Source organism: Pedococcus cremeus (genome assembly GCF_900111375.1).
GTDB classification, from domain to species: Bacteria; Actinomycetota; Actinomycetes; order Actinomycetales; family Dermatophilaceae; genus Pedococcus_A; species Pedococcus_A cremeus.
The window spans coordinates 61,242-84,144 of the sequence record NZ_FOHB01000006.1 but is presented as its reverse complement, the minus strand read 5'-3'; the positions used below and the strand labels follow the sequence as shown (position 1 = coordinate 84,144).

Sequence of the window (22,903 nt, the reverse complement as noted above, 5' to 3'; positions counted from 1 at the left end):
CACCACTGACCACGAACCCCAGCACGGTAAGGACGACGCGCACATGCTGCTCGAGGGCAAGAAGCTGCTCATCACCGGGGTCCTGATGGACTCCTCCATCGCGTTCCACGTGGCCCGCCTGGCCCAGGAGGAGGGCGCCGAGGTGGTGCTGACCTCCTTCGGCCGCACCATGAAGATCACCCAGACGATCGCCAGGCGCCTGCCCACCACGCCGCCGGTGCTCGAGCTCGACGTCACCGACCAGGAGCACCTCGACACCCTCGCCGACCGGCTCGGAGAGCACGTCGACCACCTCGACGGCGTGCTGCACTCGATCGGGTTCGCCCCGCAGGGCGCCTTCAACTTCCTCGAGGCGACCTTCGAGGACGTCAGCACCGCCATGCACGCGTCGGCGTTCTCGCTGAAGTCCCTCGCGGTGGCCGCCCTGCCGCGCATGTCGGCCGGCGGCAGCATCGTCGGCCTCACCTTCGACGCCAAGTTCGCGTGGCCGGTCTACGACTGGATGGGTGTCGCCAAGGCGGCGTTCGAGTCGACCAACCGCTACTGCGCCCGCGACCTCGGCCCGAAGGGTGTGCGCTGCAACCTCGTCTCGGCCGGCCCGATCCGCACCACCGCCGCCAAGTCCATCCCGGGCTTCGAGGCGTTCGAGAACACCTGGAACCAGCGGGCCCCGCTCGGCTGGGACGTCAACGACCCGGTGCCCGCCGCGAAGGCGTGCGCGGCGCTGCTCTCCGACTGGTTCCCGGCCACGACCGGCGAGATCGTGCACGTCGACGGCGGCGTGCACGTGATGGGCCAGTAGCCGCCCGGCAGCGCCGGAACGCGACGCCGCCCCATGCCGCCCGGCAGCGCCGCACCCGGCCGCCGCCACTAGGCTCGGCGCCCATGACGCACGACCCCCTCGACCCCGCCGTCATCGTCGCCGAGGTCCGCATCCTGGAGGGCCCCAACCTCTACTTCTCCAAGCCCGCGGTCAAGGTCACCCTGGCGCTGCCGGGCTACCTCGACGCCGACGAGCCGGCCATGAACGACCTCGCCCGACGGATCGGCCTGCGGGGCAGCCGCGCCGGTGCAGCGGGCTCCGAGCAGCGACAGCGGTTCCTCACCCGGGTGGTGGAGCGGGCGGTGCGGCGCCTCGCGACCTCGAGCGGCACGAGCCGTCTCGGGGTCCGTTGCCGCCCGGGCAGCACGCCTGAGGAGGTCGTCGCCGCCTACGTCTGGCGCCGACGCGGCCGGGCTCGCGCACTCGGCCACGCGCTCGGGCCACTGCTCGCCGGGTGGCTCGAGGGCAACGACGTCACCGTCGAGCAGTCCCACGAGATCACCCGCGCCGACCCCGGGGAGCGCCCGACGGTCATCACCCCCTCCGTGCCCGTCGCCTCGGTGACGGGCACCAACGGCAAGACCACCACGACCCGGCTGCTCGGCCACATCGGCATGACCGCCGGGCTGCGGACGGCGTGGTCGTCCACCGACGGCGTCGTGGTGCAGGGCCGGATGGTCGAGCCCGGCGACTACTCCGGCCCGGCCGGTTCGCGGGCCGTGCTGTCGTCGCCGGGGGTGCAGCTCGGCATCCTCGAGACCGCACGGGGTGGCCTGCTGCTCAAGGGCATGGGTGTCGCCGCCAATGACGTCAGCGTGGTCACCAACGTCTCGGCCGACCACCTCGGACTCCAGGGCATCGACACCGTCGACCAGCTCGCCGAGGTCAAGGCCGTCATCACCAAGGTCACGAAGTCGAGCGGCTGGGCCGTGCTCAACGGCGAGGACCCGCGGGTGTGGGCCATGCGGCTGGGCACCCGCGCCAAGCCGTGGGTCTTCACCCTCCGCTCCGACGCACCTGCCGTGCGCGAGTCGCTGGCGGCAGGCGGCCGGGCCATCACGATCCTCGACGGAGACATCACCGTGCTCGCCCCGGGCCGGGAGCCCGACCGCCTCGTCAGCATCCTCGACGTGCCGGTGACGCTCGCCGGCCTCTCCCAGCACAACCTCGCCAACGCCCTCGCCGCTGCCGCCGCGGCTCTGGGGCTCGGGCTGCCGCGCGACGCGGTCGTGGAGGGGCTGAAGACCTTCGCGCCCGACGAGCGGCTCAACCCCGGCCGCATGAACACCTACACGATGCCCGCGGCCGATGGCGGCAGCATCACCGTCATCGTCGACCTGGCGCACAACGAGGCCGGCCTCGAGGCGCTCATGGACGTCGCCCACGGCCTTCGGGTGCCCGGCGCCCTCGTGCACCTCGGGCTCGGCCTGGCGGGTGACCGCACCGACGACCTGCTCGAGTCGATGGGCGAGATCGCGGGCCTGCGCGCCGACCGGGTGGTCGCCGCGCACAAGGCGCACTACCTGCGCGGCCGCTCGATGGCCGACCTCGAGCACCACCTGCGCGTGGGCCTGGCCCGCGCCGGGGTGGCCGACATCGAGTCCTGCGAGACCGAGCTCGCCGGCCTGCAGGCGCTCGTGCCGGAGGCGACCGACGGCGACGTCGTGTGCCTCATGTGCCACTCGGAACGGGCCGAGGTCTCGGCGTGGCTCGCCTCCCAGGGTGCGGTGCCCGACACGGCGGCCGACATCCGGCGCAAGGTCGTCGCCGCCCGCGGCGAGCACGACGCCGAGGCCGCCATCGCCGAGCTGTGGGACCTGGCCGACCCGCGGGCGCGGGTGCGGGCCGCGCGGCAGCTGCACGCCCAGCACCCGAAGGACGCCCGGCTCGCCTACGAGCACGCCAGCGCCCTCGACGCCGCCGGTGACGAGGCGGAGGCGATCCCGCTGTACCAGCAGGCGCTCGACCTCGGCCTGCGCGAGCCGCAGCGTCACCGGGCCCGGATCCAGCTCGCTTCCAGCCTGCGGGTGGTCGGCAAGGCGGAGGAGTCCCTCCAGCTGCTCACCGAGCTCGCGCACGAACGGCCGCACAGCGTCGCGGTCACCGCCTTCCGTGCCCTCGCGGCCGCCGACTGCGGTCGCGGGGACGAGGCGGTCGCCGACCTCGTCGACGCCCTGCTGCACCACGCCGGCGACGAGGACAGCCTCAGCTACCAGCGGGCGCTGCACGCCTACGCCGAGGAGCTGCGGCACCGCTGAGACGGGGTATGCCGCGTGGCCGGGCCACGCGGCATACCCGCTGTCACTGCTCACCGGCTGCCAGGGCCTGCTGGCCCGGGCGCCCGCTCAGCCGGGCTGGCCGGCCTCGAGCTCCTCCTCGGCGGTGGCGCCCGCCTCGTCGCCCGAGGCCTGGGCCTCCGTCTGGAGCTCGACCGGGTCGAGGTCGGGGTCGCCCACGACGGGTCCGCCGGTGTGGGCACCGGCCTGTGCGCTCTGGGTGAGCTGCTCGAGCTCGCCGAGCACCTGGGCGTGGTTGTCGACGCAGAGCACCACGACGTCACCCGGGTTGGCCCGGGCCATCGCGTTGCGCACGGCCTCGGCCTCGTCGATGACCACGTCGACCTGCCGGCAGCGCACGCCCTCCTCGGCCATCCGGGTGCGGGCGCCCTCGGCGACCAGGGCCGCGGTCTCGCCGCGCCGGCGGCCGCGCAGCCGCTCGTCCTCGCGCACGACGAGCACGTCGAAGTGCCCCGCGGCGATGGCTCCGAGCTCTCGCATGTCGTCGTCGCGGCGGTCGCCGGCGGTGGCGATGACGCCGATCCGCGAGATCTTGCCCAGGTCGGCCTGGCCGGCCTTCTGCTCCGCGTAGGCGTCGACGAACTGGCCCAGCACCCGCATGCCGGGGGCGTTGTGGCAGTAGTCGACGAAGACGTCGACGTTGTTGACGTTGACCTGGTTCATCCGGCCGGGGGAGAGGTAGTAGGACGTGGTGAACGTCCGCAGCCCCTGGCGGATCTCGTGCAACCCGGCGCCGGCGGCGAAGGCCGCACCGGCCGCCGCCATGGCGTTGGCGACGTTGAACTTGGCGGTGCCGCCGAAGGTCGAGGGCAGCAGGTGTGTCCAGGCCAGCTGCATGCTGCGGCGGCCGTGCTTGATGACGATCATGTCGCCCTTGTCGGTGGGCTCGAGCACCACGGCGCGTCCACCGCGGCGGCAGTAGTCCTCGACGAACTCGCGGACCTTGCTGCCGGGCGGCTGCAGCGAGAACCACACGACCCCGCCGGAGCACCGGCGCCGCATCTTGCGCACGAGGGCGTCGTCGGCGTTGAGCACCGCGAACCCGTCGCGGGGCACGGCCTCGACGATGACGGCCTTGACGTCGGCGAGCTGCTCGAGGGTGTCGACGCCCCGCAGGCCGAGGTGGTCGGGCGCGATGTTGGTGACGACGGCGACGTCGTTGCGGTCGTAGCCGAGCCCCTCGCGCAGGATGCCGCCGCGGGCGACCTCCATGACGGCGAAGTCGACGCGCGGGTTCTGCAGCACCATGCGGGCCGACCGGGGGCCGGACGCGTCGGCCTTGATGACGAGGCGCTCGTCGATGACGACGCCGTCGGTCGAGGTCATGCCGACCTTGCGCCCGATGCCCTTGAAGATGTGGGCGATCATGCGTGCGGTCGTGGTCTTCCCGTTGGTGCCGGTGACCGAGACGATCGGGACCCGGGAGGGGGAGCCCGGCGGGAAGAGCAGGTCGACGACCGGCTTGGCGATGTACTGCGGCTCGCCGACCGTCGGGTGCGTGTGCATGCGGAACCCGGGCGCCGCGTTCACCTCGCAGATCGCGCCGCCCGTCTCGCGGACCGGGGAGGCGATGTCGGGGCAGATGAAGTCGATGCCCGCGACGTCGAGCCCGATCATCCGGGCCGCCTCCTCGGCGATCTCGACGTTGTCGGGGTGCGCCTCGAAGGTGCGGTCGACCGAGATGCCACCGGTCGACATGTTGCCGGTCAGGGCGAGCTTGACCATCTGGCCCTCGGGCGGCACGTCGTCCATCTCCCAGCCCTGGTCCTTGACGAGGGCGGTGGCTGCGTCGTCGACCTTGATGCGGGTCAGCACCTTCTCGTGGCCGACGCCGCGGCGCGGGTCGGCGTTGGTGATCTCGACCAGCTCACTGACGGTGTGGGTGCCGTCGCCGACGACGTGGGCGGGCACCCGCTCGGCGATGGCCTGCATCCTGCCGCCGACGATGAGGCACCGGTAGTCGCGCCCGGCCACGAAGGACTCGACGATGACGTGGCCGCGCCGCGACTCCGAGCGGGCGACCTCGAACGAGGACCGCACCTCCTCGTCGCTCTGCAGGTCCAGGCACACGCCGCGGCCGTGGTTGCCGTCCAGGGGCTTGACCACGACCGGGAAGCCGATGCGTCGCGCGGCGGCGGCGGCCGCGTCGGCGGACCGGACCGTCTCCTGCTTCGGCACGGGCAGCCCCGCCGAGGCCAGGAGGCGGGTGGTCATGTCCTTGTCGCCGGCGATGTCGACGGCGAGGGAGGAGGTCTTCGACGTCATGGTGGCGCGGATGCGCTGCGCGTGGACGCCCTGGCCCAGCTGCACCAGCGACGCGGTGTTGAGCCGGATGTAGGGGATGTCTCGGCTGACCGCCTCCTCGATGATGGCAGCGGTCGACGGCCCGAAAGCCGTGCGCTGGGCGCGGCGCAGGAACTGGTCGAGCTCCTCGGCGAAGTCGAAGCCCTCCTCGGCCTGCACGAGGTGGTTGACCAGCCGCACGGCGAGGGTGCCGGCGGCGAGACCGACCGACTCGTCGGCGTAGGCGTAGATGACGTTGTAGCGCCCGGGCTCGCCCTTGACCGCACGCGTCTTGCCGCGGCGCATGTCGTGGCCGGCCTCCTGCTGGAGCTGCAGGGCGACGTGCTCGGCGACGTGGCCCAGCCAGGTGCCCTCGTGCATGCGGGCCACGAACCCGCCCCTCACGCCCCGTGAGCAGGTGTGGTTCTCCAGCCCGGGCAGCAGCTCGACGAGCCGCTCGGTGAACCCCTCGATGGTGTCGGTGGGGTAGCCCTCGAGCACCCCGAGGTCGACCACGAGGTGGATGGCGGGGTCGTAGGACCAGATGTTGCCGCCGCGGTAGACGCGGGACTCGACGATGCGCAGCTCGGGGGCTGCGGGGCCGGTCGGGGCCGGTCGGTCTGCTGCCATGGGGGACTCCTTGCAGGGCTGGCAGGGTGAGCGGCTCGGCCCGGGGGGTCAGGCCTTTGCCGTCGCGAGGGTGACGGCGGCGTCGGGGTGCTTCTCGACGAAGTCGAGGAGCCGCACCTCGCGGAGGTCGAAGGTAGCGCCCGCGGGCAGCGAGTGCACAACGGCCCCGGAGACCATCATGGGGGCACCGCGACGGGCCTCCGGCGCGTCGGACAGGGCGGTGCGGCAGTCGAGCACGAACACCGCACCCGCCCCGTGCACGGTGAAGACGCTGCGGTCGACCACCTCGATGGCGGTGTCCTCGTCGATGCCGATCCCGATGAGGTTCGGCGAGGCAGCAACCATCGACATGAGCCGGCCGTAGCGGGCCCGCTGCCCGAAGTGCTGGTCGATGATGACGCCGTCGAGCAGCCCGAGACCGGCGCTCAGCTGGCTGTGCCGCTGGCGAGGGGTGATGCCCTCGTCACCCATCGAGATCATGAACTGGCTCATGATGGAGGCGCCCGCGGAGGTGCCCCCGATGACGGCCCCGCGGCCGTGCGCCCGGTGCAGGGCGTCGCCGAGCGGGGTGCCGGGCAGCCGCTGGCTCAGCTTGAGCTGGCTGCCGCCGCTCATGAACACCCCGGTGGCCCGGTCGATGAGCGCGACCGCCTCCGCGTCGTCGGCGTCGACCCTGGTCTCGGGGTTGACGACGGAGAGGTCGGTGGCGCCGAGGCGGGTGAAGACCTCGGTGTAGGCCGCGACCACCTCGTCCTGGAACGAGGACGCGGTGGGGATGATGACGATCCGCGACCGCCGGCCGCCGGCGAGGCGCACGAACCGGCGCAGGACGATGGCCTTTCCGACGCGGTCCTCCGCTCCGCCGATGATGAACAGCGTGGGGGGTTTCCCAGTCGAGCGAGCCATTGCGACAGCCTAGGAGTCAGGCCGGGCTGATGCGCGGTGCAGGCGTCGGCGTGCCGTCCGCGGCGTCGGCCTCCTCCACCTCCTCGCGGGTGATCCCCAGGAGGTAGAGCACGGCGTCGAGGTAGGGAACGTTGACCGCGGTGTCGGCCTGCTCGCGCACGACGGGCTTGGCGTTGAAGGCGATGCCCAGCCCTGCCACCTCGAGCATGTCGAGGTCGTTGGCGCCGTCGCCGATGGCCACGGTCCGCGACAAGGGCAGGTGCTCCTGCTCGGCGAACGACCGGAGCGCGCGGGCCTTGCCGGCGCGGTCGACGATCTCGCCCACGACCCGGCCGGTGAGCCGGCCGTCGACGATCTCCAGCCGGTTGGCGCGGGCGTGGTCGATCTCCAGCTCTCGGGCCAGGTCTCCCACGACCTCGATGAAGCCGCCGGAGACGACCGCGACGGTGAAACCGAGCCGTTTGAGGGTGCGCACCAGGGTCCGGGCTCCCGGGGTGAGCCGGACTGCGGCCCGCACCTCGTCGAGCACGCCGGCCGGCAGGCCCTCGAGAACGGCGACCCGCTGCCGCAGGCTCTCGGCGAAGTCGAGCTCGCCCCGCATGGCGGCCTCGGTCACCGCGGCGACCTCGGCGGCGCGACCGGCGTGGGAGGCCAGCAGCTCGATGACCTCGTCCTGGATGAGGGTGGAGTCGACGTCCATGACGACCAGCCGTCGCCCGCGCCGGGCGAGGCCGGCCGGCGCCACGGCGATGTCGACGCCGTGCACGCTCGACTCCAGGGCCAGCTCGCGGCGCAGGCTCAGCACGTCGGCGCCCGAGACGTCGAACTCGACGGTGGTGACGGGGTAGCGGGACAGCCGGCGGATGCGGTCGATGTTGGCGCCGTGGGCCGCGATCCGGGCGGTCACGGCCGAGACCGCGCTGGCCAGGAGCGGAGCGCCGAGCACCACGACGGCCACCCGTCCGGTGCGCCGGGGCGCGTTGTCACCGGTGCCCGCCTCGAAGCGGGCGGTGAGCCCCAGGGCGGCCGCCACCTCGGTGACGACGGCCTCGAGCCGGGCCTCGTCGCCCGGTGCCGGCACGAGCAGGAGGGCGAGCGTGAGGTGGCCGCGCACGACGACCTGCTCGACGTCGAGCACCTCGGCGCCCACGTCGGCGATGGCGTCGAAGAGGGCGCTGCTCACACCCGGTCGGTCGTCACCGCTGACGCTCACCAGCAGCGTTGCCGCGTCGAGGGGAGCACTGCTGGGGCCGGCAGGGAGGGGGGCACTGCCGGGGTCGGTCAGGTCGGCCACCGCTGCACGATATCCGGGGCGCTCAGCGGGCCCGGCGCGAGTCTCGCCATGCGACCAGGTCGCGGAGCGGCCCGAGGTCGTAGGAGGGACCGCACACGCCCACGGTGAAGAGGCGGGTGCCCACGGCATACAGGGTCTCGGCGGATGCCGCGTAGTCGCGGGCGTCCTCGGGGAACCGGCCCGGTCGCGGTGAGACGCCGGACGAGCGTTCGATGGAGGCGGGGTCGCGGCCGACCTTCGCGCACCACTCGTCGAGGACCGCGTGCTTGTGCGCGATCGTCTCGGCGTCGCCGAAGCCGTGCCAGATGTCGGCGTTCTCGGCCACGATCCGCAGCGTCTTCCGCTCGCCCCCGCCGCCGATGAGCACCGGGATGCGCCGGGTGGGCGGTGGGTTGAGCCGTTCCCACCGCTCACGGATCTGCGGCAGGTCGCGGTCGAGGGCGTCGAGCCGGCCGCGGGCGGTGCCGAACTCGTAGCCGTACTCGTCGTAGTCTCGCTCGAACCACCCGGACCCGATGCCCAGGATCAGCCGCCCGCCGCTGATGTGGTCGACCGTGCGGGCCATGTCGGCCAGCAGGTGGGGGTTGCGGTAGCTGTTGCAGGTGACCAGCGCACCGATCTCGACACGTTCGGTGGCCTCGGCCCAGGCCCCCAGGGTGGTCCAGCACTCGAAGTGCGCACCGTCGGGGTCGCCGTAGAGAGGGAAGAAGTGGTCCCAGGTGAACAGCACGTCGGCGCCGATCTCCTCAGCCTCGGCGCAGGCCCGCCGGATGTCGGCGTACTCGGCGTGCTGCGGCTGGAGCTGGACGCCGATGCGCACGGGGCGGTCGGCCCCGCCCGCCCGCGCAGCGTTCGACGCGGTCGCGGCGGCGTCCTGGCTCAGGGCGTGACCTCCTGCCCCTTGGCGACCACGGTGAGACCGGACTCGGTGACCTGGAAGCCGCGCGCGAGGTCGAGCTCGCGGTCGACGCCGATGGTCGTGCCCTCGGGCACGTAGACGTTCTTGTCGATGATGGCCCTGCGGATGACGACGCTGCGGCCGACCTCCACCCCGTCCATCAGCACGCTGTCGTCGATGGTGGTGAGGCTGTGCACGTGCACCCTCGGTGAGAGCACCGAGTTGGTCACCGTGGCACCACTGATGACGACACCGGGGGAGACGGCCGAGTTGTGCGCCTCACCGAACTTGCCCTTGGAGCCGTGCACCAGCTTCGCCGGCGGGTACGGCCCGTAGTCCGTGTAGATGGGCCACTCGTAGTTGTAGAGGTTGAAGACCGGGTGCACGGAGACCAGGTCCATGTTGGCCTCCCAGTAGGAGTCCAGCGTCCCGACGTCGCGCCAGTACGCCCGGTCGCGCTCGGTCGAGCCGGGGATCTCGTTGTCCTTGAAGTCGTAGACGTAGGCCGACTTCTCGTCCACGAAGGCCGGCACGATGTCGCCGCCCATGTCGTGCTTGCTGCCCTCGCGGGAGTCGTCACGGGTGACGGCGTCGATGAGCACGCTCGCGTCGAAGACGTAGTTGCCCATCGAGGCCAGCACCTCGTCGGGGGAGTCGGGCAGGCCGAGCGCGTCCTTGGGCTTCTCACGGAAGGCGTCGATGCGCCGCCGGTCGTCGGCGGCGACCTCGATCACGCCGAACTGGTCGGCCAGCGACCGCGGCTGCCGGATCGCGGCCACCGTCACGCCGGCCCCGGTCTCGATGTGCTGCTGCACCATCTGCGAGAAGTCCATGCGGTAGACGTGGTCGGCGCCGACGACCACGACGATGTCGGGGCTCTCGTCGTGGACCAGGTTCAGGCTCTGGAAGATGGCGTTAGCGCTGCCGAGGTACCAGTTCTTGTCGATGCGCTGCTGCGCCGGCACCGGCGTGACGTAGTTGCCCAGCATGTTCGACATGCGCCAGGTCTTGGTGACGTGGCGGTCGAGGCTGTGCGACTTGTACTGCGTCAGCACGACGCTCTTGAGGTAGCCGGAGTTGACGACGTTGCTGAGCGCGAAGTCGATGAGGCGGTAGATGCCGCCGAACGGGACCGCGGGCTTGGCACGGTCCGCCGTCAACGGCATCAGCCGTTTGCCCTCGCCACCCGCGAGGACGATCGCCAGCACCTTGGGTCCACCACGTCTGTACGGCATGGCACGACAGTAGGGAATGAAGCGCCTCGCGGCGACCCCATCTCGGGGCTAGGGTCGGCTCGTGCGAGTCGACATCCTGAGCAAGGAGTACCCGCCGCAGATCTACGGCGGGGCCGGAGTCCACGTGGCCGAGCTGGTGCGGGCCCTGCGGGACCGTGGTGACGTCGACACGAGGGTGCGCTGCTTCGGCCCGCCCCGCGACGAGGAGGGCACCTACGGGTACCCCGACCTGCCCGGCCTCGCCGGTGCCAACGCCGCGGTGCAGACCATGGGCGTCGACCTCAGCATGGCGGGCGACTGCGTCGGCGCCGACCTGGTGCACTCGCACACCTGGTACGCCAACTTCGCCGGCCACACCGCGTCGCTGCTCGGTGGGATGCCGCACGTGGTGACCGCGCACAGCCTCGAGCCCATGCGGCCCTGGAAGGCCGAACAGCTCGGCGGGGGCTACCGCGTCTCGTCCTTCCTCGAGCGCAGCGCCTACGAGGCCGCCGACGCGGTGATCGCGGTGAGCGCGGGCATGCGCGAGGACGTCCTGCGGGCTTACCCGTCGGTCGACCCGGACCGGGTCCACGTGGTGCACAACGGGATCGACTCGCAGCTCTGGCAGCACGACCCCGACGCCGACATCGCCAGGAAGCACGGCGTCGACCCTGACCGACCGTCGGTGATCTTCGTCGGGCGGATCACCCGCCAGAAGGGGCTGCCGTACCTGCTGCGGGCTGCCGCGTCGCTGCCGCCAGAGGTGCAGCTCGTGCTCTGCGCGGGGGCGCCCGACACCCCGGAGATCAGGGCCGAGGTCGAGCAGCTGATGGACGGTCTGAGGGCCCAGCGCGACGGCGTGGTCTGGATCCCCGAGATGCTGCCGCGCGGCGAGGTCGTCGCGCTGCTCAGCTGCGCCACGGTCTTCGCCTGCCCATCGATCTACGAACCGCTCGGCATCGTCAACCTCGAGGCCATGGCCTGTGAGCTGCCGGTGGTCGCGACGGCGACCGGCGGCATACCCGAGGTCGTCGTCCCGGGGGAGACCGGCTGGCTGGTGCCGGTCGAGCAGGTGCAGGACGGCACCGGCACCCCCGTCGACCCCGACCGGTTCGTCGCCGACCTCGCCGAGGCGCTGACCGACGCGGTGAGCGACACGGCGCGCGCCGACCGGATGGGTCTGGCGGGGCGCAAGCGTGCGGTCGACGCCTTCTCGTGGGCGTCGATCGGCGACCGCACCATGGAGGTCTACCTCGAGGTCCTGGGCGACCGCGGCTGACCCGAGCGGATCAGGTCACCAGCGGATCAGGCCACCGGTGCGGCAGGCGCCCGACGTCAGTCGCCGACGGCGACCGCTTCGAGGGCGTCGTCCTCCGTCTCGTAGCGGGCGACCGACGCCACCAGGCCGTCGTGGGCGGTGAAGACGACCCACGTGTCGACCGGGTGGTCCGTGGGCGCCTGCACCGGCGCGTCGGCGGTGGTGGTCCACTGCGCCTTCTCGTGCACGAAGACCCGGCCGTCGACCTCGCGCAGCGGCTGCTGGGGCTCGAGCCGTATGCCGGACCGACGCAGCCACGCGCGCATCAGCTCGTGACCGTGCCCGGTGCCCTGCGGTCCCCGGACCTCGACGTCGGGCGCGCAGAGCGCCACGGCCGCCTCGACGTCCCGGGCGTTGACGGCGTCGTGCCAGGCCTGGACGGCCTCCTCCGCGGTGCGCGTGTTCTCAGCCATGCCTCACGCTCTCACGCCGGGCGCCAGCCAGCCAGCACGGCGCAGGCGGAGCTGGTGGCGTCGGCCAGTGCCCGGTCGGCCGCGCGCTGCAGGCGCAGCAGCAGTGACCGGCGGGCCTGTGACGTGGCGGTGTCGAGCGCGTCGTCGGGTCCGCCGAGCCCGGCGTCGACGATCTGGCCGACGGTGCCGGCGAGGGCGATGACGCGCTGCGCGCGCGACGGTATGCCGTCGGGCAGCCCCCAGCGGCCGCCGAGCGCCGCGTCGGCGAGGTCGCGGGCCGCACCGGGGGAGAAGGGCCGTCCGCCCACCCGGTCGAGCGCCTCGGTCACCTCGAGGAGCTCGAGTCGGAGGTGCCGCTCGAGCTGCGACGGCTCGAGCGCCTCCACCCGGTGGCGCGCCACCGGGTCGGCGTCGTAGGCGGTCCAGTCGACCCGGGTGCCGGTGTCGAGCGCGGAGCCCCCGCGGGCGCCGAAGGTCGCTACGGTGGGCACGAGGAGACCGCCGACGCCGGGCACGTAGACGCACTCGCCCGCCTCGGCCGCGGCGCCCAGGGCATCGGGGCGGGCGCTGGGGACGCCGGTCAGGTCGCCGGGTGCGGGCAGCGCCACGAGCAGGGCCCGCTCACCGAGGTCGTGCCACAGGTCCAGCCGGCCGAGGTCGCCCGCGACGTGGTCGACATCGGGGAGGGCGGCGGCGAGGGCCTGCTCGAGCGAGGGGCCGCCGTTCCACGCCGCGGTGGTCCACAGGGCCAGGCGGACGGAGGCGGGCAGCTCGGGCACCGGTCCATCCTAGGGAGGCGCCCCGGCCACGTCGTCAATGCCACGAGTGGTGCGTGAACTAGGGTCGGGGCCATGAGTGACGTCCTGGAGTTCGCCGGTGTGAGCGTCGTGCGGGGCCAGAGCACCCTGCTCGACGACATCACCTGGGAGGTCGAGGAGGGTGAGCGCTGGGTCGTCCTGGGCCCCAACGGCGCTGGGAAGACCACGCTGCTTCAGCTGGCGGCCGGCCGGATGCACCCGACCCGTGGCGTGGCCGGGGTCCTCAGCGAGGTCCTCGGGGCCGTCGACGTCTTCGAGCTGCGTCCCCGCATCGGGCTGGCGTCGGCCTCGCTCGCCGAGCGCATCCCCGGTGACGAGGTCGTGCACAACGTCGTGGTCACCGCCTCCTACGGCGTCGTGGGCCGCTGGCGCGAGAGCTACGACAACCTCGACCACCAGCGGGCGGCCGAGCTCCTCGAGGCGCTCGGCGCCGAGCACCTCGCGGACCGCCGCTTCGGCACGCTCTCCGAGGGCGAGCGAAAGCGGGTGCAGATCGCCCGCGCACTGATGACCGACCCCGAGCTCATGCTGCTCGACGAGCCCGCCGCCGGTCTCGACCTCGCCGGCCGGGAGGACCTCGTCCGCCGGCTCGGCGACCTGGCCGCCGACGTGGAGGCTCCGGCCCTGGTGCTGGTCACCCACCACGTCGAGGAGATCCCGCCCTCGTTCACCGACGTGCTGCTCCTGCGCGAGGGACGCGTCGTGGCGCAAGGGCCGATCGAGCTGACGCTCACCGCCGAGAACCTGTCGGAGACCTTCGGCCTCCCGCTGGTGCTGGAGCGGCACGGCGACCGCTGGTCGGCGCGGGCCCGCACCGGCTCCGCCGTCGCGACCGGCTGAGCCGGAGACACCGAGAGCACGAAAACGCTGAGCACGCGGGAACGCTCGGCACGGGAACGAAGGGCGCCCCTGCGACGTCGTAGTGGGCAGAGGACACCGTTGTCAGGAGGGGCGAGATGGAGTGGGTGGGTGACAACCCCTGGCTGATCTGGGTCGGGGTGGCGTTGGTCCTTGCGGCGATCGAGGCGGCGACCGTCGACTTCGTCTTCGTCATGCTGGCGGGTGGTGCCCTGGCCTCGGCCGTCGCGGCGGCGTTCGGCGCGCCCCTGCCCCTGCAGATCCTCATCGGGGTCGTCGTGGCCGTCGCGCTGCTGCTCGCCGTGCGGCCCTGGCTGAAGCGGAGGTTCAACGACAACGCCGCAGCCGACACCATCGGTGTCATCAGCCTGGTCGGCCGCCAGGCGTGGGTGCTCCAGACGGTCACCGCCACCGACGGCCGCGTCAAGCTCGCGGGGGAGACCTGGTCGGCCAGGCTCGCCGAGGGTGCTGCACCAGCCACGCCCGGCCAGCAGGTCCGGGTCGTGTCCATCCAGGGGGCCACGGCGATCGTCGCCGGAAACGTGCTCTCCAACAGAGGGGAATAGCCACACATGACATTCGGAGCGGGGTACATCGTCCTGCTGCTGCTCGTGCTGTTCGCGGCGATCGTCATCATCCGGACGGTCCGGATCGTCCCGCAGCAGACGGCGCTGATCATCGAACGGTTGGGTCGCTACTCGCGCACCCTCGAGGGCGGCATCCACTTCCTGGTGCCGTTCGTCGACAAGGTGCGAGCCAACGTGGACCTGCGCGAGCAGGTCGTCTCGTTCCCGCCGCAGCCGGTCATCACCTCGGACAACCTCGTCGTCAACATCGACACGGTCATCTACTACTCGGTGATCGACGCGAAGGCAGCCGTCTACGAGATCGCCAACTTCATCCAGGGCATCGAGCAGCTCACCGTCACCACGCTGCGCAACGTGATCGGCTCGCTCGACCTCGAGCAGACCCTCACCAGCCGCGACCAGATCAACGCCCAGCTCCGCGGGGTGCTCGACGAGGCCACCGGCAAGTGGGGCATCCGCGTGAACCGCGTCGAGCTCAAAGCGATCGACCCGCCGATGTCGGTGCAGGAGTCGATGGAGAAGCAGATGAAGGCCGAGCGTGAGCGCCGTGCCCAGATCCTGTATGCCGAGGGCACCAAGCAGTCGGCGATCCTCACCGCCGAGGGCGAGAAGCAGAGCCAGATCCTTCGCGCCGAGGGGTCGGCCCAGGCCCGGATCCTCGAGGCCCAGGGCCAGGCGCGGGCGATCCAGCAGGTCTTCGACGCCATCCACCGGGGCAAGCCGACGCAGAAGCTGCTGGCCTACCAGTACCTCCAGGTGCTGCCGCAGCTCGCCCGGGGCGACTCCAACAAGATGTGGATCATTCCCAGCGAGCTGACCGACGCCCTCAAGGGCATCGGCGGGATGCTCGGACGCGGGGAGGGCGGGGGACCGTTCAACGGGGGCGACGACGAGGCCTGGGTCGACCCGGGTGACCTCGGCACCGCCTTCGAGGAGACGGCCCTCGAGGACCCGCGCCAGGCACTCGCGGAGGCGCGCGGACAGGCCGGCCTGGCCAGCCGTGAGGCCACCGAGCACGCCACGCCGGCGCCGCGGGTGCAGCCCCCGATGTTGCCGCCGGCCGACACGGTCCCCGAGCCGGAGCCCGGCTACCCGGCCACGCCCAGCCAGTCGGTCGCGCCGGAGGAGCCCGCGGTCCCGCCGGTCACGCCGCCCGTCGAGGGCCAGCCGGGGACGCAGCCCCCGGCCTGACCACGGCCCGACCACGGCCCGACCACGGCCCGACCAGGGCACGACCACGGCCCGACCCGCTGTGCCGGTATGCCGCCCGCTCACCCGAGCGGGCGGCATACCGCTGTGTGGCCCCGGGAGGTGGGGCCCCCGGGCCGTCGCTAGGGTTGCTGGGTGTCTCCCGTCGAAGCCCTCTGCATCCTGCTCGCGGGCATGGCCGCCGGCACGATCAACACCATCGTCGGCTCCGGGACCCTGATCACGTTCCCCACCCTCCTGTTCTTCGGCTACCCGCCGGTGGTGGCCAACGTGTCGAACACCGTGGGCCTGGTCGCCGGTGGGGTGACCGGTGTGCACGGCTACCGCGCCGAGCTGCGCGGCACGTCGCGCACCCTGCTCCGGCTCGTGCCGATGTCGTTCCTCGGCGCCGTGACCGGAGCGCTGCTGCTCCTGGTGCTGCCGGCCGAGGCGTTCAACGCCATCGTGCCCGCGCTGATCCTGCTCGGCCTCGTGCTCGTCGTGGTGGGTCCGCGCCTGCAGGACGCCGCCGCCCGCCGGCACCGCAACGCGGTCGTCCCGTGGCACCAGCCGGTGATGATGGGCGGCACCTTCGTCGCGGGTGTCTACGGCGGCTACTTCGGTGCCGCCCAGGGCGTCATCCTCATCGGCCTGCTGAGCGCGCTGAGCAGCGAGCCGCTGCAACGGCTCAACGGCTACAAGAACGTCCTCGGCACCGTGGTCAACGCGGTCGCCGCAGTGACCTTCATGGTCGTGGCGTGGGACCGGATCTCCTGGCCGGTGGCCGGACTCGTGGCGCTCGGGGCGCTGGCCGGCGGCTACATCGGCTCGACCGTCGGGCGCCGGCTGCCCCCCAACGCGCTGCGGGCGTTCATCATCGTCATCGGCGTCGTGGCGATCGTGAAGATGGTCTGGTTCTCCTGATGGGCCGGGCCTGATGGCTGTGCGCTCGTGACCGACTGGGGCGTCGTCCTGCCTCTCGGGCTCGCCCTCTTCGCCGGCGCGTTCGTGCAGAGCTCGGTCGGCTTCGGGATGGCCCTGGTCGCAGCACCGTTCGTCGTGGTCTTCGCTCCCGACCTCATGCCGGGAGCCCTGCTGGTCACCAGCTTCAGCCTGCCGGTGGTGCAGCTCGTGCACGCCCCGGCAGACATCGCGTGGCGCCCGCTGGGGATCGCCCTGGGTGGCCGTGCCCTGCTGACGCCGGTGGGCGTCGCGGTGGTCGCCCTGATGTCGGTGCAGGCGATCTCGGTGCTGGTGGGCGCACTGGTCCTGCTGTCGGTGGCCGCGTCGGTCTGGGCCATCGAGGTGCGGGTCAGCGACCGCAACGCCGCCGTCGCCGGCGGCCTCGCCGGCATCTCGGGCACCGCCGCGTCGATCGGCGGCCCCTTCCTCGCCCTGGTGCTCCAGCACGAGCGCCCCACCCGGGTGAGGGCCACCCTGGCGGCGTTCTTCCTCGGCGGCAGCGTGCTGGCTGTCGCCGGCCTGCTCGTGGCCGGCCAGTTCACCGGTGCGCAGCTGCGCGCCGGCCTCACCTGGCTGCCGTTCATGGCCCTCGGGTATGCCGCGGCGGGCCCCCTGCGCGAGCGGCTCGACCGCGGACGGCTGCGGCTGGCGGTGCTCTGGTTCTGCACCGTGGCGGGCGCCAGCGTGGTCCTGCGAGCCCTCCTCGGCTGAACCGGGCGACCTACGCCAGCGACGCGTCCAACCCGAAGAGGCGGGCGCCGTTGTGCCACAGCACGGCTCGCAGCCAGTCGGGCCCGAGGCCGGGACGCTGGAGCACGTCGAGCTGGTGGGCGTAGGCGTACGGGATGTTGGGGAAGTCGGTGCCCAGCACGACGCGGTCGCCGAGGTCGGCCAGGCGGGGCGCCAGGGACCGTGCCAGCCGGGTCTGTGCCTGCGCGCCGTCGAAGAAGTCGACGAACACCATGGTCGTGTCGAGGTGCACGTTGGGGTGACGGGCCGCCAGCTCGAGGTAGGCGTCGTACTCCGGCATGCCGAGGTGCGCCACCACCGCTGTGAGCCGGGGGTGACGCGCCAGCACCTCGCCGAACGGACCCGGCCCGGTGTGCTCACCGGGCGCCGGACCGCTGCCGGTGTGCACGACCACAGGGGTGCCGGCCTCGGCCAGCAGCCCCCAGACGGGGTCCAGCTGCGGGTCGCGCGGGTCGAAGGCACCGACCTGCACGTGCACCTTGAACACCCGGGCGCCCTCGTCGAGCGCCCGTGCCGTGTAGTCCAGGACACCGGGCTCGGGGAAGAAGGTCGCGCTCTGGACGACGTCGTCGCGGCCGCCGGCCCGTTGCTCCCGCGCGAAGTCGCGGCCCCAGTCGTTGAGGCCTTCGGCCATGCCGGGCTTGTGGGCGTAGAACAGCGTCGGGAACGCCCGCACGCCCAGGGTCCGCAGGTGGGAGAGCCGCTCCTCCTGCGGCCACCGGTAGGCGATCGGCCAGGGTCGACCGACGAGCGGGCCGGCGGAGTCGAAGTAGGCCCAGATCCTGTCCAGCAGCCGCTGGGGCATCACGTGCACGTGGGCATCGACCAGGCCGGGCACACCGAGCTCGGCCCAGAGTGCCGGCACGGCGGCATCGGCCCTCACGGCGTCGTCGAGGGGAGCGGCGGTCACCGCGCCACCGTAGGACATGGGCCGCGGGGCCAGCGCGCCGGACCTGCGCAGCCGTGCGGCAGGATTGCCGGGTGCCGACCCGCATCGACGACCCCGCCGACCCGCGCCTGCTCGACTACGTCGGCCTCACCGACGTCGCCCTGCGACGGCGCACCGAGCCCGAGCGCGGGCTCTACATCGCCGAGTCGGAGAAGGTCATCCGCCGTGCCCTGGCGGCCGGGCACCAGCCGCGGTCCTACCTCATGGCGGAGCGGTGGCTCACCGACCTCGCCGACGTGGTGGCCGAGGCCGAGGCGGCCGGCGTCCCGGTCTTCGTGGGGGAGCACGACGTCGTCGAGCAGCTGACGGGGTTCCACCTGCATCGCGGCGCCCTGGCCTCCATGCATCGTCCGGTGCTGCCGGCTGTGGAGGACCTGGTGCGGGACGCGCGGCGCGTGATGGTGCTCGAGGACATCGTCGACCACACCAACGTCGGCGCGGTGTTCCGGTCGGCCGCCGCGCTGGGGGTCGACGCCGTGCTGGTGACACCGCGCTGCGCGGACCCGTTGTACCGCAGGGCGATCCGCGTCTCGATGGGCACCGTCTTCCAGGTGCCGTGGACGCGAATCGACCCGTGGCCGGGGTCGGTGGCGACGTTGCAGCACAGCGGGTTCACCGTGGCCACACTCGCGCTGGCCGACGACGCCGTCAGTCTCGACGCGCTGGCCGCCGACCCGCCCGAGCGGCTCGCCCTGGTGCTGGGCACCGAGGGCGACGGGCTGTCGCACCACACGATCGCCGCCGCCGACCTCACCGTCACGATCCCGATGGGCGGGGGAGTGGACTCCCTGAACGTGGCTGCGGCGGGCGCCGTGGCCGCCTGGGCCCTGCGCCCGCCGCAGCGAGGGTGACGTGCCTGCCGGCAGCGTCGGTGGTACCGGTTACTTGACCGAGTCGTTGTAGCTCTTGATCTGGGCCTCGAGGCCCTGGGCCGCCTTGGTCATGGACTGCTGCGGGTCACCGCCGTTGAGCGCGGCCTCGATGCCGTCCTCGGAGGCCTTCCGGGCCTGCGGCATGACGCCGAGGAGGCAGCCCTGGGTCGCCTTGGTCAGCTCGGTTCCCTCGAGCTGCTTGACCGCCACGTCGAAGAGCGGGTTGTTCTTGCGGTACTCGACGTCGACCGGCTCGTTGAGGGCACCCTTCGAGTTCGGGAAGTAGCCCGTGCCGGTGTGCCAGGTGGCCTGGCTCTTCGGCTCGGAGAGGAACTTCACGAACTGCCAGGCGGCCTCCTTGTTGGCGTCCTTGTGGCCGACACCGTTGATCCACAGCGAGGCGCCGCCGATGATCGGGCCACCGGTCTCGCCCGCCTTGACGTGCGGGTAGTTGGCCGCACCGAGCTCCCAGCCGCCCTGCTTGGCCGCCTCGCTGTAGCCGCCGAGCTGGCCGGTGGACTCGAGGTTGATCGCGAGCTGGCCCGACTTGAAGGCGGCCTGGGCCGCCTTGGTGTCGCGCCCGGTGTTGGCGGCGAGGCCGTCCTTGACCATCTTCTGCCACCAGGTCACGACGTCGATGGCCGCGCCCTGGTCGAACTGGACCTTGGTGGCCTTGCCGTCGCGGCCGTTGCCCTGGTCGCAGTACTCGCTGCCGCTGGTGGCGATGAACTGCTCGAGCAGCCAGCCGTAGATGGCGGCGCCGAAGCCGTAGTCGGCGGGCCCGCCCTTCTTCTTCGACAGCTTCTCCGCGGCGGTGCGGATCTCGTCGAGGTTGGTCGGCGGCTTCTCCGGGTCGAGGCCGGCCTTCTTGAAGAGCGTCTTGTTGTAGTACATGACCGGCATCGACGTGTTGAACGGCATCGAGTTCAGCTTCTTGTCGACCGAGTAGTAGCCGGTGATGTTGGGCTGCAGGTCACCGACGTTGAGCTTGTCGCGGTCGATGAACGACTGCATCGGCACGGTCTGCTTGGCGTCGATCATGAACTGGGTGCCGATGTCGTAGATCTGGATGACGTCGGGCGTCGACTTGCTCTGGATCGCGGCCTTGTACTTGGTGATCGCGTCGTCGTACTTGCCGGCGTAGGTCGCCTTGACCTCGATCTTGCCCTGGTGCGCGGCGTTGAAGTCGCTGACCAGCTTGGTCAGCACCTCGGCGTTCTTGCCGTCCATCGCGTGCCAGAACGACACCGTGGTGACGCCGCTGGCCTTGTCGAGGGCCCCGGCCGCCGGTGCGCCGGAGGCCTCGCCGCCGGAGCTGTCGCCGCCGCAGGCGGCGAGGAGGAGGGACAGCGATGCGACGCCGGCGGGTACGGCATACCGGAGCCGGTTGGTCCCCCTGCTTGAACTGAACACGTCGTGGTCTCCTTTGACTTCGGTCACTTGACGGCACCCGCGGTGAGCCCGCGGACGATGAACCGCTGCCCGAAGATGACGAGCAGCAGGGTCGGGAAGAGGGCGAGCATCACGCCGGCGAGAACCATGCCCGGCGAGTCTCCGTCGGAGGTCTGGAGCTGGCTGATGCCGATCTGGATGGTCTGGTGGCGCGGGTCCTCGGTGGCGAGCAGCGGCCAGAAGTACATGTTCCAGGCCGACAGCGCCGACCAGATGCCGAGCGCGGCGAGGCTGGGTCGGCTGAGCGGCAGCAGGATCGAGAAGAGGAACCGGAAGTGACCGGCGCCGTCCACGCGGGCGGCGTCACGCAGCTCCATCGGGAAGGACAGGAACGACTGGCGCAGCAGGAAGGCGCCGAAGCCGGTCGCCAGGAACGGCAGCGTGAGCCCGGCGATGGTGTCCTTCAGCCCCCACTGCGAGATGAGCAGGTAGTTGGGGATGATGATCGACTCGTAGGGGATCATCATCGTGCTGAGGAAGACCCCGAACCAGAACGCCCGCCACCTCAGCGGCAGGAACACGAACGCGTATGCCGCGAGGGCGCTGGTGACCATCTGGCCGGCCGTGATGACGAGGGTCTGCAGCACGCTGGTGAGGTACTGGTTGCCCAGCGGGATGATGCCGAGCGCGTCGCCGTAGTTCTCGGGGTGCAGGCCGCTGACCGGCCACAGGGCCGGCGGGAACGAGTTGGTGTCGCGCTCACCCATGAACGAGCCGACGAGGCCGTAGTAGACGGGGAAGAGCACGACCAGGAACAGCAGGCCGAGCACGACGTAGGAGCCGATGCCGCTCTGCCGTCCGCGGGCGGTGCGGATCCTGCTCATCGGTAGAACACCTTTCGCTCGAGCACGCCGAACTGGACCGCGGTGATCGCCAGCACGATGAGCAGCAGCACCATGGCCTGTGCGGAGGCGTAGCCGTAGTTGGAGTTGTTGTTGGCGAAGGCCTGCTCGTAGATCGAGTACACGAGCGTGGTCGTCGTGCCCTGTGGCCCGCCGACGGTCAGGATCTTGATCTGCCCGAAGCTCTGCAGGGCGTGGATCGTGCCGACGACCACCAGGAAGAACAGCTGTGGGGTGATGAGCGGCATGACGATCGAGCGCTGGAGGCGCAGGCCGGAGGCGCCGTCGAGCCGGGCTGCCTCGAGGACGTCCTCGGGCAGGGCGCCGAGGCCGGCGGAGATGACGAGCAGGTTGTAGCCGAGCTGCATCCACACGGTCGCGGCCGCCACCGACCAGATCGCGAGGTCCGGGTCGGTGAGCCACTGCACCTTGTCGACGCCGATGTAGGACAGCAGGCCGTTGAGCACGCCGGAGGCCGGGTTGTAGAGCACACCGAAGATGACCGAGGCCGTGGCGACGGAGAAGGCGAACGGCAGGGCGAAGGCGGTGCGGAAGAACCGCACCGCCCGGATCCGGCTCTGCAGCAGCAGGGCGATGACGAGTGCGATGGCGATGCTCGGGAAGACCGTGAGCACCGTGAAGGCGAAGGTCACCCAGAGCACCTGGAGGAAGTCGGGGTCGCTGAACAGCTTGGTGTAGTTGACGAAGCCGACGAAGCCGCTGGGGTTGCCGATGATGTCGGTGCCCTGGACGGACAGCAGGACGGACTTGCCCAGCGGCCAGAAGATGAAGACGGCGAAGACGACCAGCGCGGGCACGAGGTAGGCGAAGGCCATGAGGGATCCGCGGCGCCGCTCGGCCCCCACCGTTGTTGCGCTCATGCGGGGGACCCTACCGAGCAAACCGGGAAGTTTTGCGCAGGGGCACCCCCCAATGTGGTGAGCGGTTCACATGGCGGGGCGGATCGTCGGGGCGCTCCGCCCCGCCATGCGGTGGCCGGTGCGGGTCAGGCGTTCTGGTAGTGCGCCATCACCTGCGCGCGGCCCAGCGTGTGCATGCAGGTGTTGAACGACGCGGCGGTGGCGGTGGCCGAGTCGTCGAGGCCCATGTCGTCGGTGTCCAGGGCGTGCACCACGAAGTAGTAGCGGTGCGGCCGGTCGCCGGGCGGCGGCGCGCAGCCACCGAACGCCTTCTTGCCGTAGTCGTTGACCACGTGGAAGGCGCCCTCGGGCAGGTTCGCCCCACCGGCGGCGCCGGCGTTCTCGGGCAGCTCGGTGACGTCGGCGGGGATGTTCAGCACCGTCCAGTGCCAGAAGCCGGACGGGGTCGGCGCGTCGGGGTCGAAGCAGGTGACGGCGTAGCCGCGGGTCCCCTCGGGCGCGCCGATCCACGACAGCTGCGGAGAGACGTTGCTGCCGTCGACGGCGTGCTTGGAGGGCACCTCGCCACCTTCGGAGAACGCGTCGCTCGTGACCGTGAACGACGGCACCGGCGGGAGGAAGTCGTAGGGGTTGGGCGGTTGCGGTCGGTCGAGGTTCATGCTCG

Annotated in this window: 21 protein-coding genes; 9 read left to right on the top strand and 12 right to left on the bottom strand. The window is 71.8% G+C overall.

Annotated features, from left to right (window positions below; genetic code table 11):
* Positions 1 to 43 precede the first annotated feature (43 nt).
* Together fabI and BMW78_RS12840 are read left to right on the top strand one after the other, a co-directional pair.
* Positions 44 to 802 carry an enoyl-ACP reductase FabI gene (gene fabI, locus BMW78_RS12845; protein ID WP_091760338.1) on the top strand — a complete coding sequence of 253 codons (759 nt, stop codon included), beginning with the start codon at positions 44 to 46 and terminating at the stop codon, positions 800 to 802.
* A gap of 83 nt (positions 803 to 885) precedes the next feature.
* Complete coding sequence (locus BMW78_RS12840) at positions 886 to 3,081, top strand: tetratricopeptide repeat protein (RefSeq protein ID WP_091760335.1); 2,196 nt, start codon at positions 886 to 888, stop codon at positions 3,079 to 3,081.
* A gap of 87 nt (positions 3,082 to 3,168) precedes the next feature.
* Here the strand turns inward: BMW78_RS12840 and cphA are convergent, their stop codons facing one another.
* From cphA to glgC, 5 genes are read right to left on the bottom strand one after another with little or no spacing between them, the layout of a single operon-like run.
* Positions 3,169 to 6,033 (bottom strand): cyanophycin synthetase, encoded by a 2,865-nt coding sequence (cphA, locus tag BMW78_RS12835; RefSeq protein ID WP_091760331.1) that lies wholly within the window; start codon positions 6,031 to 6,033, stop codon positions 3,169 to 3,171.
* A 48-nt stretch (positions 6,034 to 6,081) separates the two neighbouring features.
* Positions 6,082 to 6,939: a cyanophycinase gene (locus tag BMW78_RS12830; protein ID WP_091760328.1), complete on the bottom strand. Its 858-nt coding sequence runs from the start codon at positions 6,937 to 6,939 to the stop codon at positions 6,082 to 6,084.
* 16 nt (positions 6,940 to 6,955) lie between these two features.
* Positions 6,956 to 8,233 (bottom strand): phosphoserine phosphatase SerB, encoded by a 1,278-nt coding sequence (gene serB, locus BMW78_RS12825; protein ID WP_091760325.1) that lies wholly within the window; start codon positions 8,231 to 8,233, stop codon positions 6,956 to 6,958.
* 22 nt (positions 8,234 to 8,255) lie between these two features.
* Positions 8,256 to 9,053: an LLM class F420-dependent oxidoreductase gene (locus BMW78_RS12820; RefSeq protein ID WP_091760322.1), complete on the bottom strand. Its 798-nt coding sequence runs from the start codon at positions 9,051 to 9,053 to the stop codon at positions 8,256 to 8,258.
* A gap of 59 nt (positions 9,054 to 9,112) precedes the next feature.
* On the bottom strand, positions 9,113 to 10,366 hold the full coding sequence (gene glgC, locus BMW78_RS12815) for a glucose-1-phosphate adenylyltransferase (RefSeq protein WP_091760319.1): 1,254 nt from the start codon (positions 10,364 to 10,366) through the stop codon (positions 9,113 to 9,115).
* Positions 10,367 to 10,427: 61 nt separating this feature from the next.
* On the opposite strand from glgC, the gene glgA reads away from it, so the two are divergent.
* On the top strand, positions 10,428 to 11,627 hold the full coding sequence (gene glgA, locus BMW78_RS12810) for a glycogen synthase (protein WP_091760316.1): 1,200 nt from the start codon (positions 10,428 to 10,430) through the stop codon (positions 11,625 to 11,627).
* A 56-nt stretch (positions 11,628 to 11,683) separates the two neighbouring features.
* Here the strand turns inward: glgA and BMW78_RS12805 are convergent, their stop codons facing one another.
* The gene (locus BMW78_RS12805) at positions 11,684 to 12,079 is read right to left on the bottom strand and encodes a nuclear transport factor 2 family protein (RefSeq protein ID WP_091760313.1); all 396 of its coding nucleotides are present in this window, start codon (positions 12,077 to 12,079) and stop codon (positions 11,684 to 11,686) included.
* Between the two features lie 11 nt (positions 12,080 to 12,090).
* Positions 12,091 to 12,858, bottom strand: coding sequence for a hypothetical protein (locus BMW78_RS12800; protein WP_091760310.1), 768 nt, complete (start codon positions 12,856 to 12,858; stop codon positions 12,091 to 12,093).
* A 72-nt stretch (positions 12,859 to 12,930) separates the two neighbouring features.
* On the opposite strand from BMW78_RS12800, the gene BMW78_RS12795 reads away from it, so the two are divergent.
* The 5 genes from BMW78_RS12795 to BMW78_RS12775 all read left to right on the top strand — a co-directional run bounded on the left by BMW78_RS12795 (position 12,931) and on the right by BMW78_RS12775 (position 17,204).
* A complete protein-coding gene (locus BMW78_RS12795; RefSeq protein WP_091760307.1) occupies positions 12,931 to 13,737 on the top strand; it encodes an ABC transporter ATP-binding protein in 807 nt (268 codons plus the stop codon).
* A 116-nt stretch (positions 13,738 to 13,853) separates the two neighbouring features.
* On the top strand, positions 13,854 to 14,321 hold the full coding sequence (locus tag BMW78_RS12790) for an NfeD family protein (RefSeq protein WP_091760304.1): 468 nt from the start codon (positions 13,854 to 13,856) through the stop codon (positions 14,319 to 14,321).
* Between the two features lie 6 nt (positions 14,322 to 14,327).
* Positions 14,328 to 15,533 carry an SPFH domain-containing protein gene (locus BMW78_RS12785; protein ID WP_091760300.1) on the top strand — a complete coding sequence of 402 codons (1,206 nt, stop codon included), beginning with the start codon at positions 14,328 to 14,330 and terminating at the stop codon, positions 15,531 to 15,533.
* Between the two features lie 153 nt (positions 15,534 to 15,686).
* Positions 15,687 to 16,454 carry a sulfite exporter TauE/SafE family protein gene (locus tag BMW78_RS12780; protein WP_091760297.1) on the top strand — a complete coding sequence of 256 codons (768 nt, stop codon included), beginning with the start codon at positions 15,687 to 15,689 and terminating at the stop codon, positions 16,452 to 16,454.
* Between the two features lie 27 nt (positions 16,455 to 16,481).
* The gene (locus BMW78_RS12775; protein WP_091760294.1) at positions 16,482 to 17,204 is read left to right on the top strand and encodes a sulfite exporter TauE/SafE family protein; all 723 of its coding nucleotides are present in this window, start codon (positions 16,482 to 16,484) and stop codon (positions 17,202 to 17,204) included.
* Positions 17,205 to 17,214: 10 nt separating this feature from the next.
* Here BMW78_RS12775 and BMW78_RS12770 read toward each other — a convergent pair whose 3' ends face one another.
* Positions 17,215 to 18,153, bottom strand: a complete 939-nt coding sequence (locus BMW78_RS12770) for an amidohydrolase family protein (RefSeq protein ID WP_245735837.1) — start codon at positions 18,151 to 18,153, stop codon at positions 17,215 to 17,217.
* A gap of 71 nt (positions 18,154 to 18,224) precedes the next feature.
* Here BMW78_RS12770 and BMW78_RS12765 point away from each other — a divergent pair, with 71 nt between their 5' ends.
* Positions 18,225 to 19,043: a TrmH family RNA methyltransferase gene (locus tag BMW78_RS12765; RefSeq protein ID WP_091760289.1), complete on the top strand. Its 819-nt coding sequence runs from the start codon at positions 18,225 to 18,227 to the stop codon at positions 19,041 to 19,043.
* A 30-nt stretch (positions 19,044 to 19,073) separates the two neighbouring features.
* Here BMW78_RS12765 and BMW78_RS12760 read toward each other — a convergent pair whose 3' ends face one another.
* The 4 genes from BMW78_RS12760 to BMW78_RS12745 all read right to left on the bottom strand — a co-directional run bounded on the left by BMW78_RS12760 (position 19,074) and on the right by BMW78_RS12745 (position 22,898).
* A complete protein-coding gene (locus tag BMW78_RS12760) occupies positions 19,074 to 20,477 on the bottom strand; it encodes an ABC transporter substrate-binding protein (protein ID WP_091760287.1) in 1,404 nt (467 codons plus the stop codon).
* Between the two features lie 23 nt (positions 20,478 to 20,500).
* Positions 20,501 to 21,340, bottom strand: coding sequence for a carbohydrate ABC transporter permease (locus BMW78_RS12755; protein WP_091760284.1), 840 nt, complete (start codon positions 21,338 to 21,340; stop codon positions 20,501 to 20,503).
* On the bottom strand, positions 21,337 to 22,239 hold the full coding sequence (locus tag BMW78_RS12750) for a carbohydrate ABC transporter permease (protein ID WP_218144350.1): 903 nt from the start codon (positions 22,237 to 22,239) through the stop codon (positions 21,337 to 21,339). The genes BMW78_RS12755 and BMW78_RS12750 overlap by 4 nt, the downstream gene beginning before the upstream one ends.
* A 125-nt stretch (positions 22,240 to 22,364) precedes the next feature.
* Positions 22,365 to 22,898 (bottom strand): YbhB/YbcL family Raf kinase inhibitor-like protein, encoded by a 534-nt coding sequence (locus tag BMW78_RS12745; RefSeq protein ID WP_091760280.1) that lies wholly within the window; start codon positions 22,896 to 22,898, stop codon positions 22,365 to 22,367.
* Between the last annotated feature and the right edge of the window lie 5 nt (positions 22,899 to 22,903).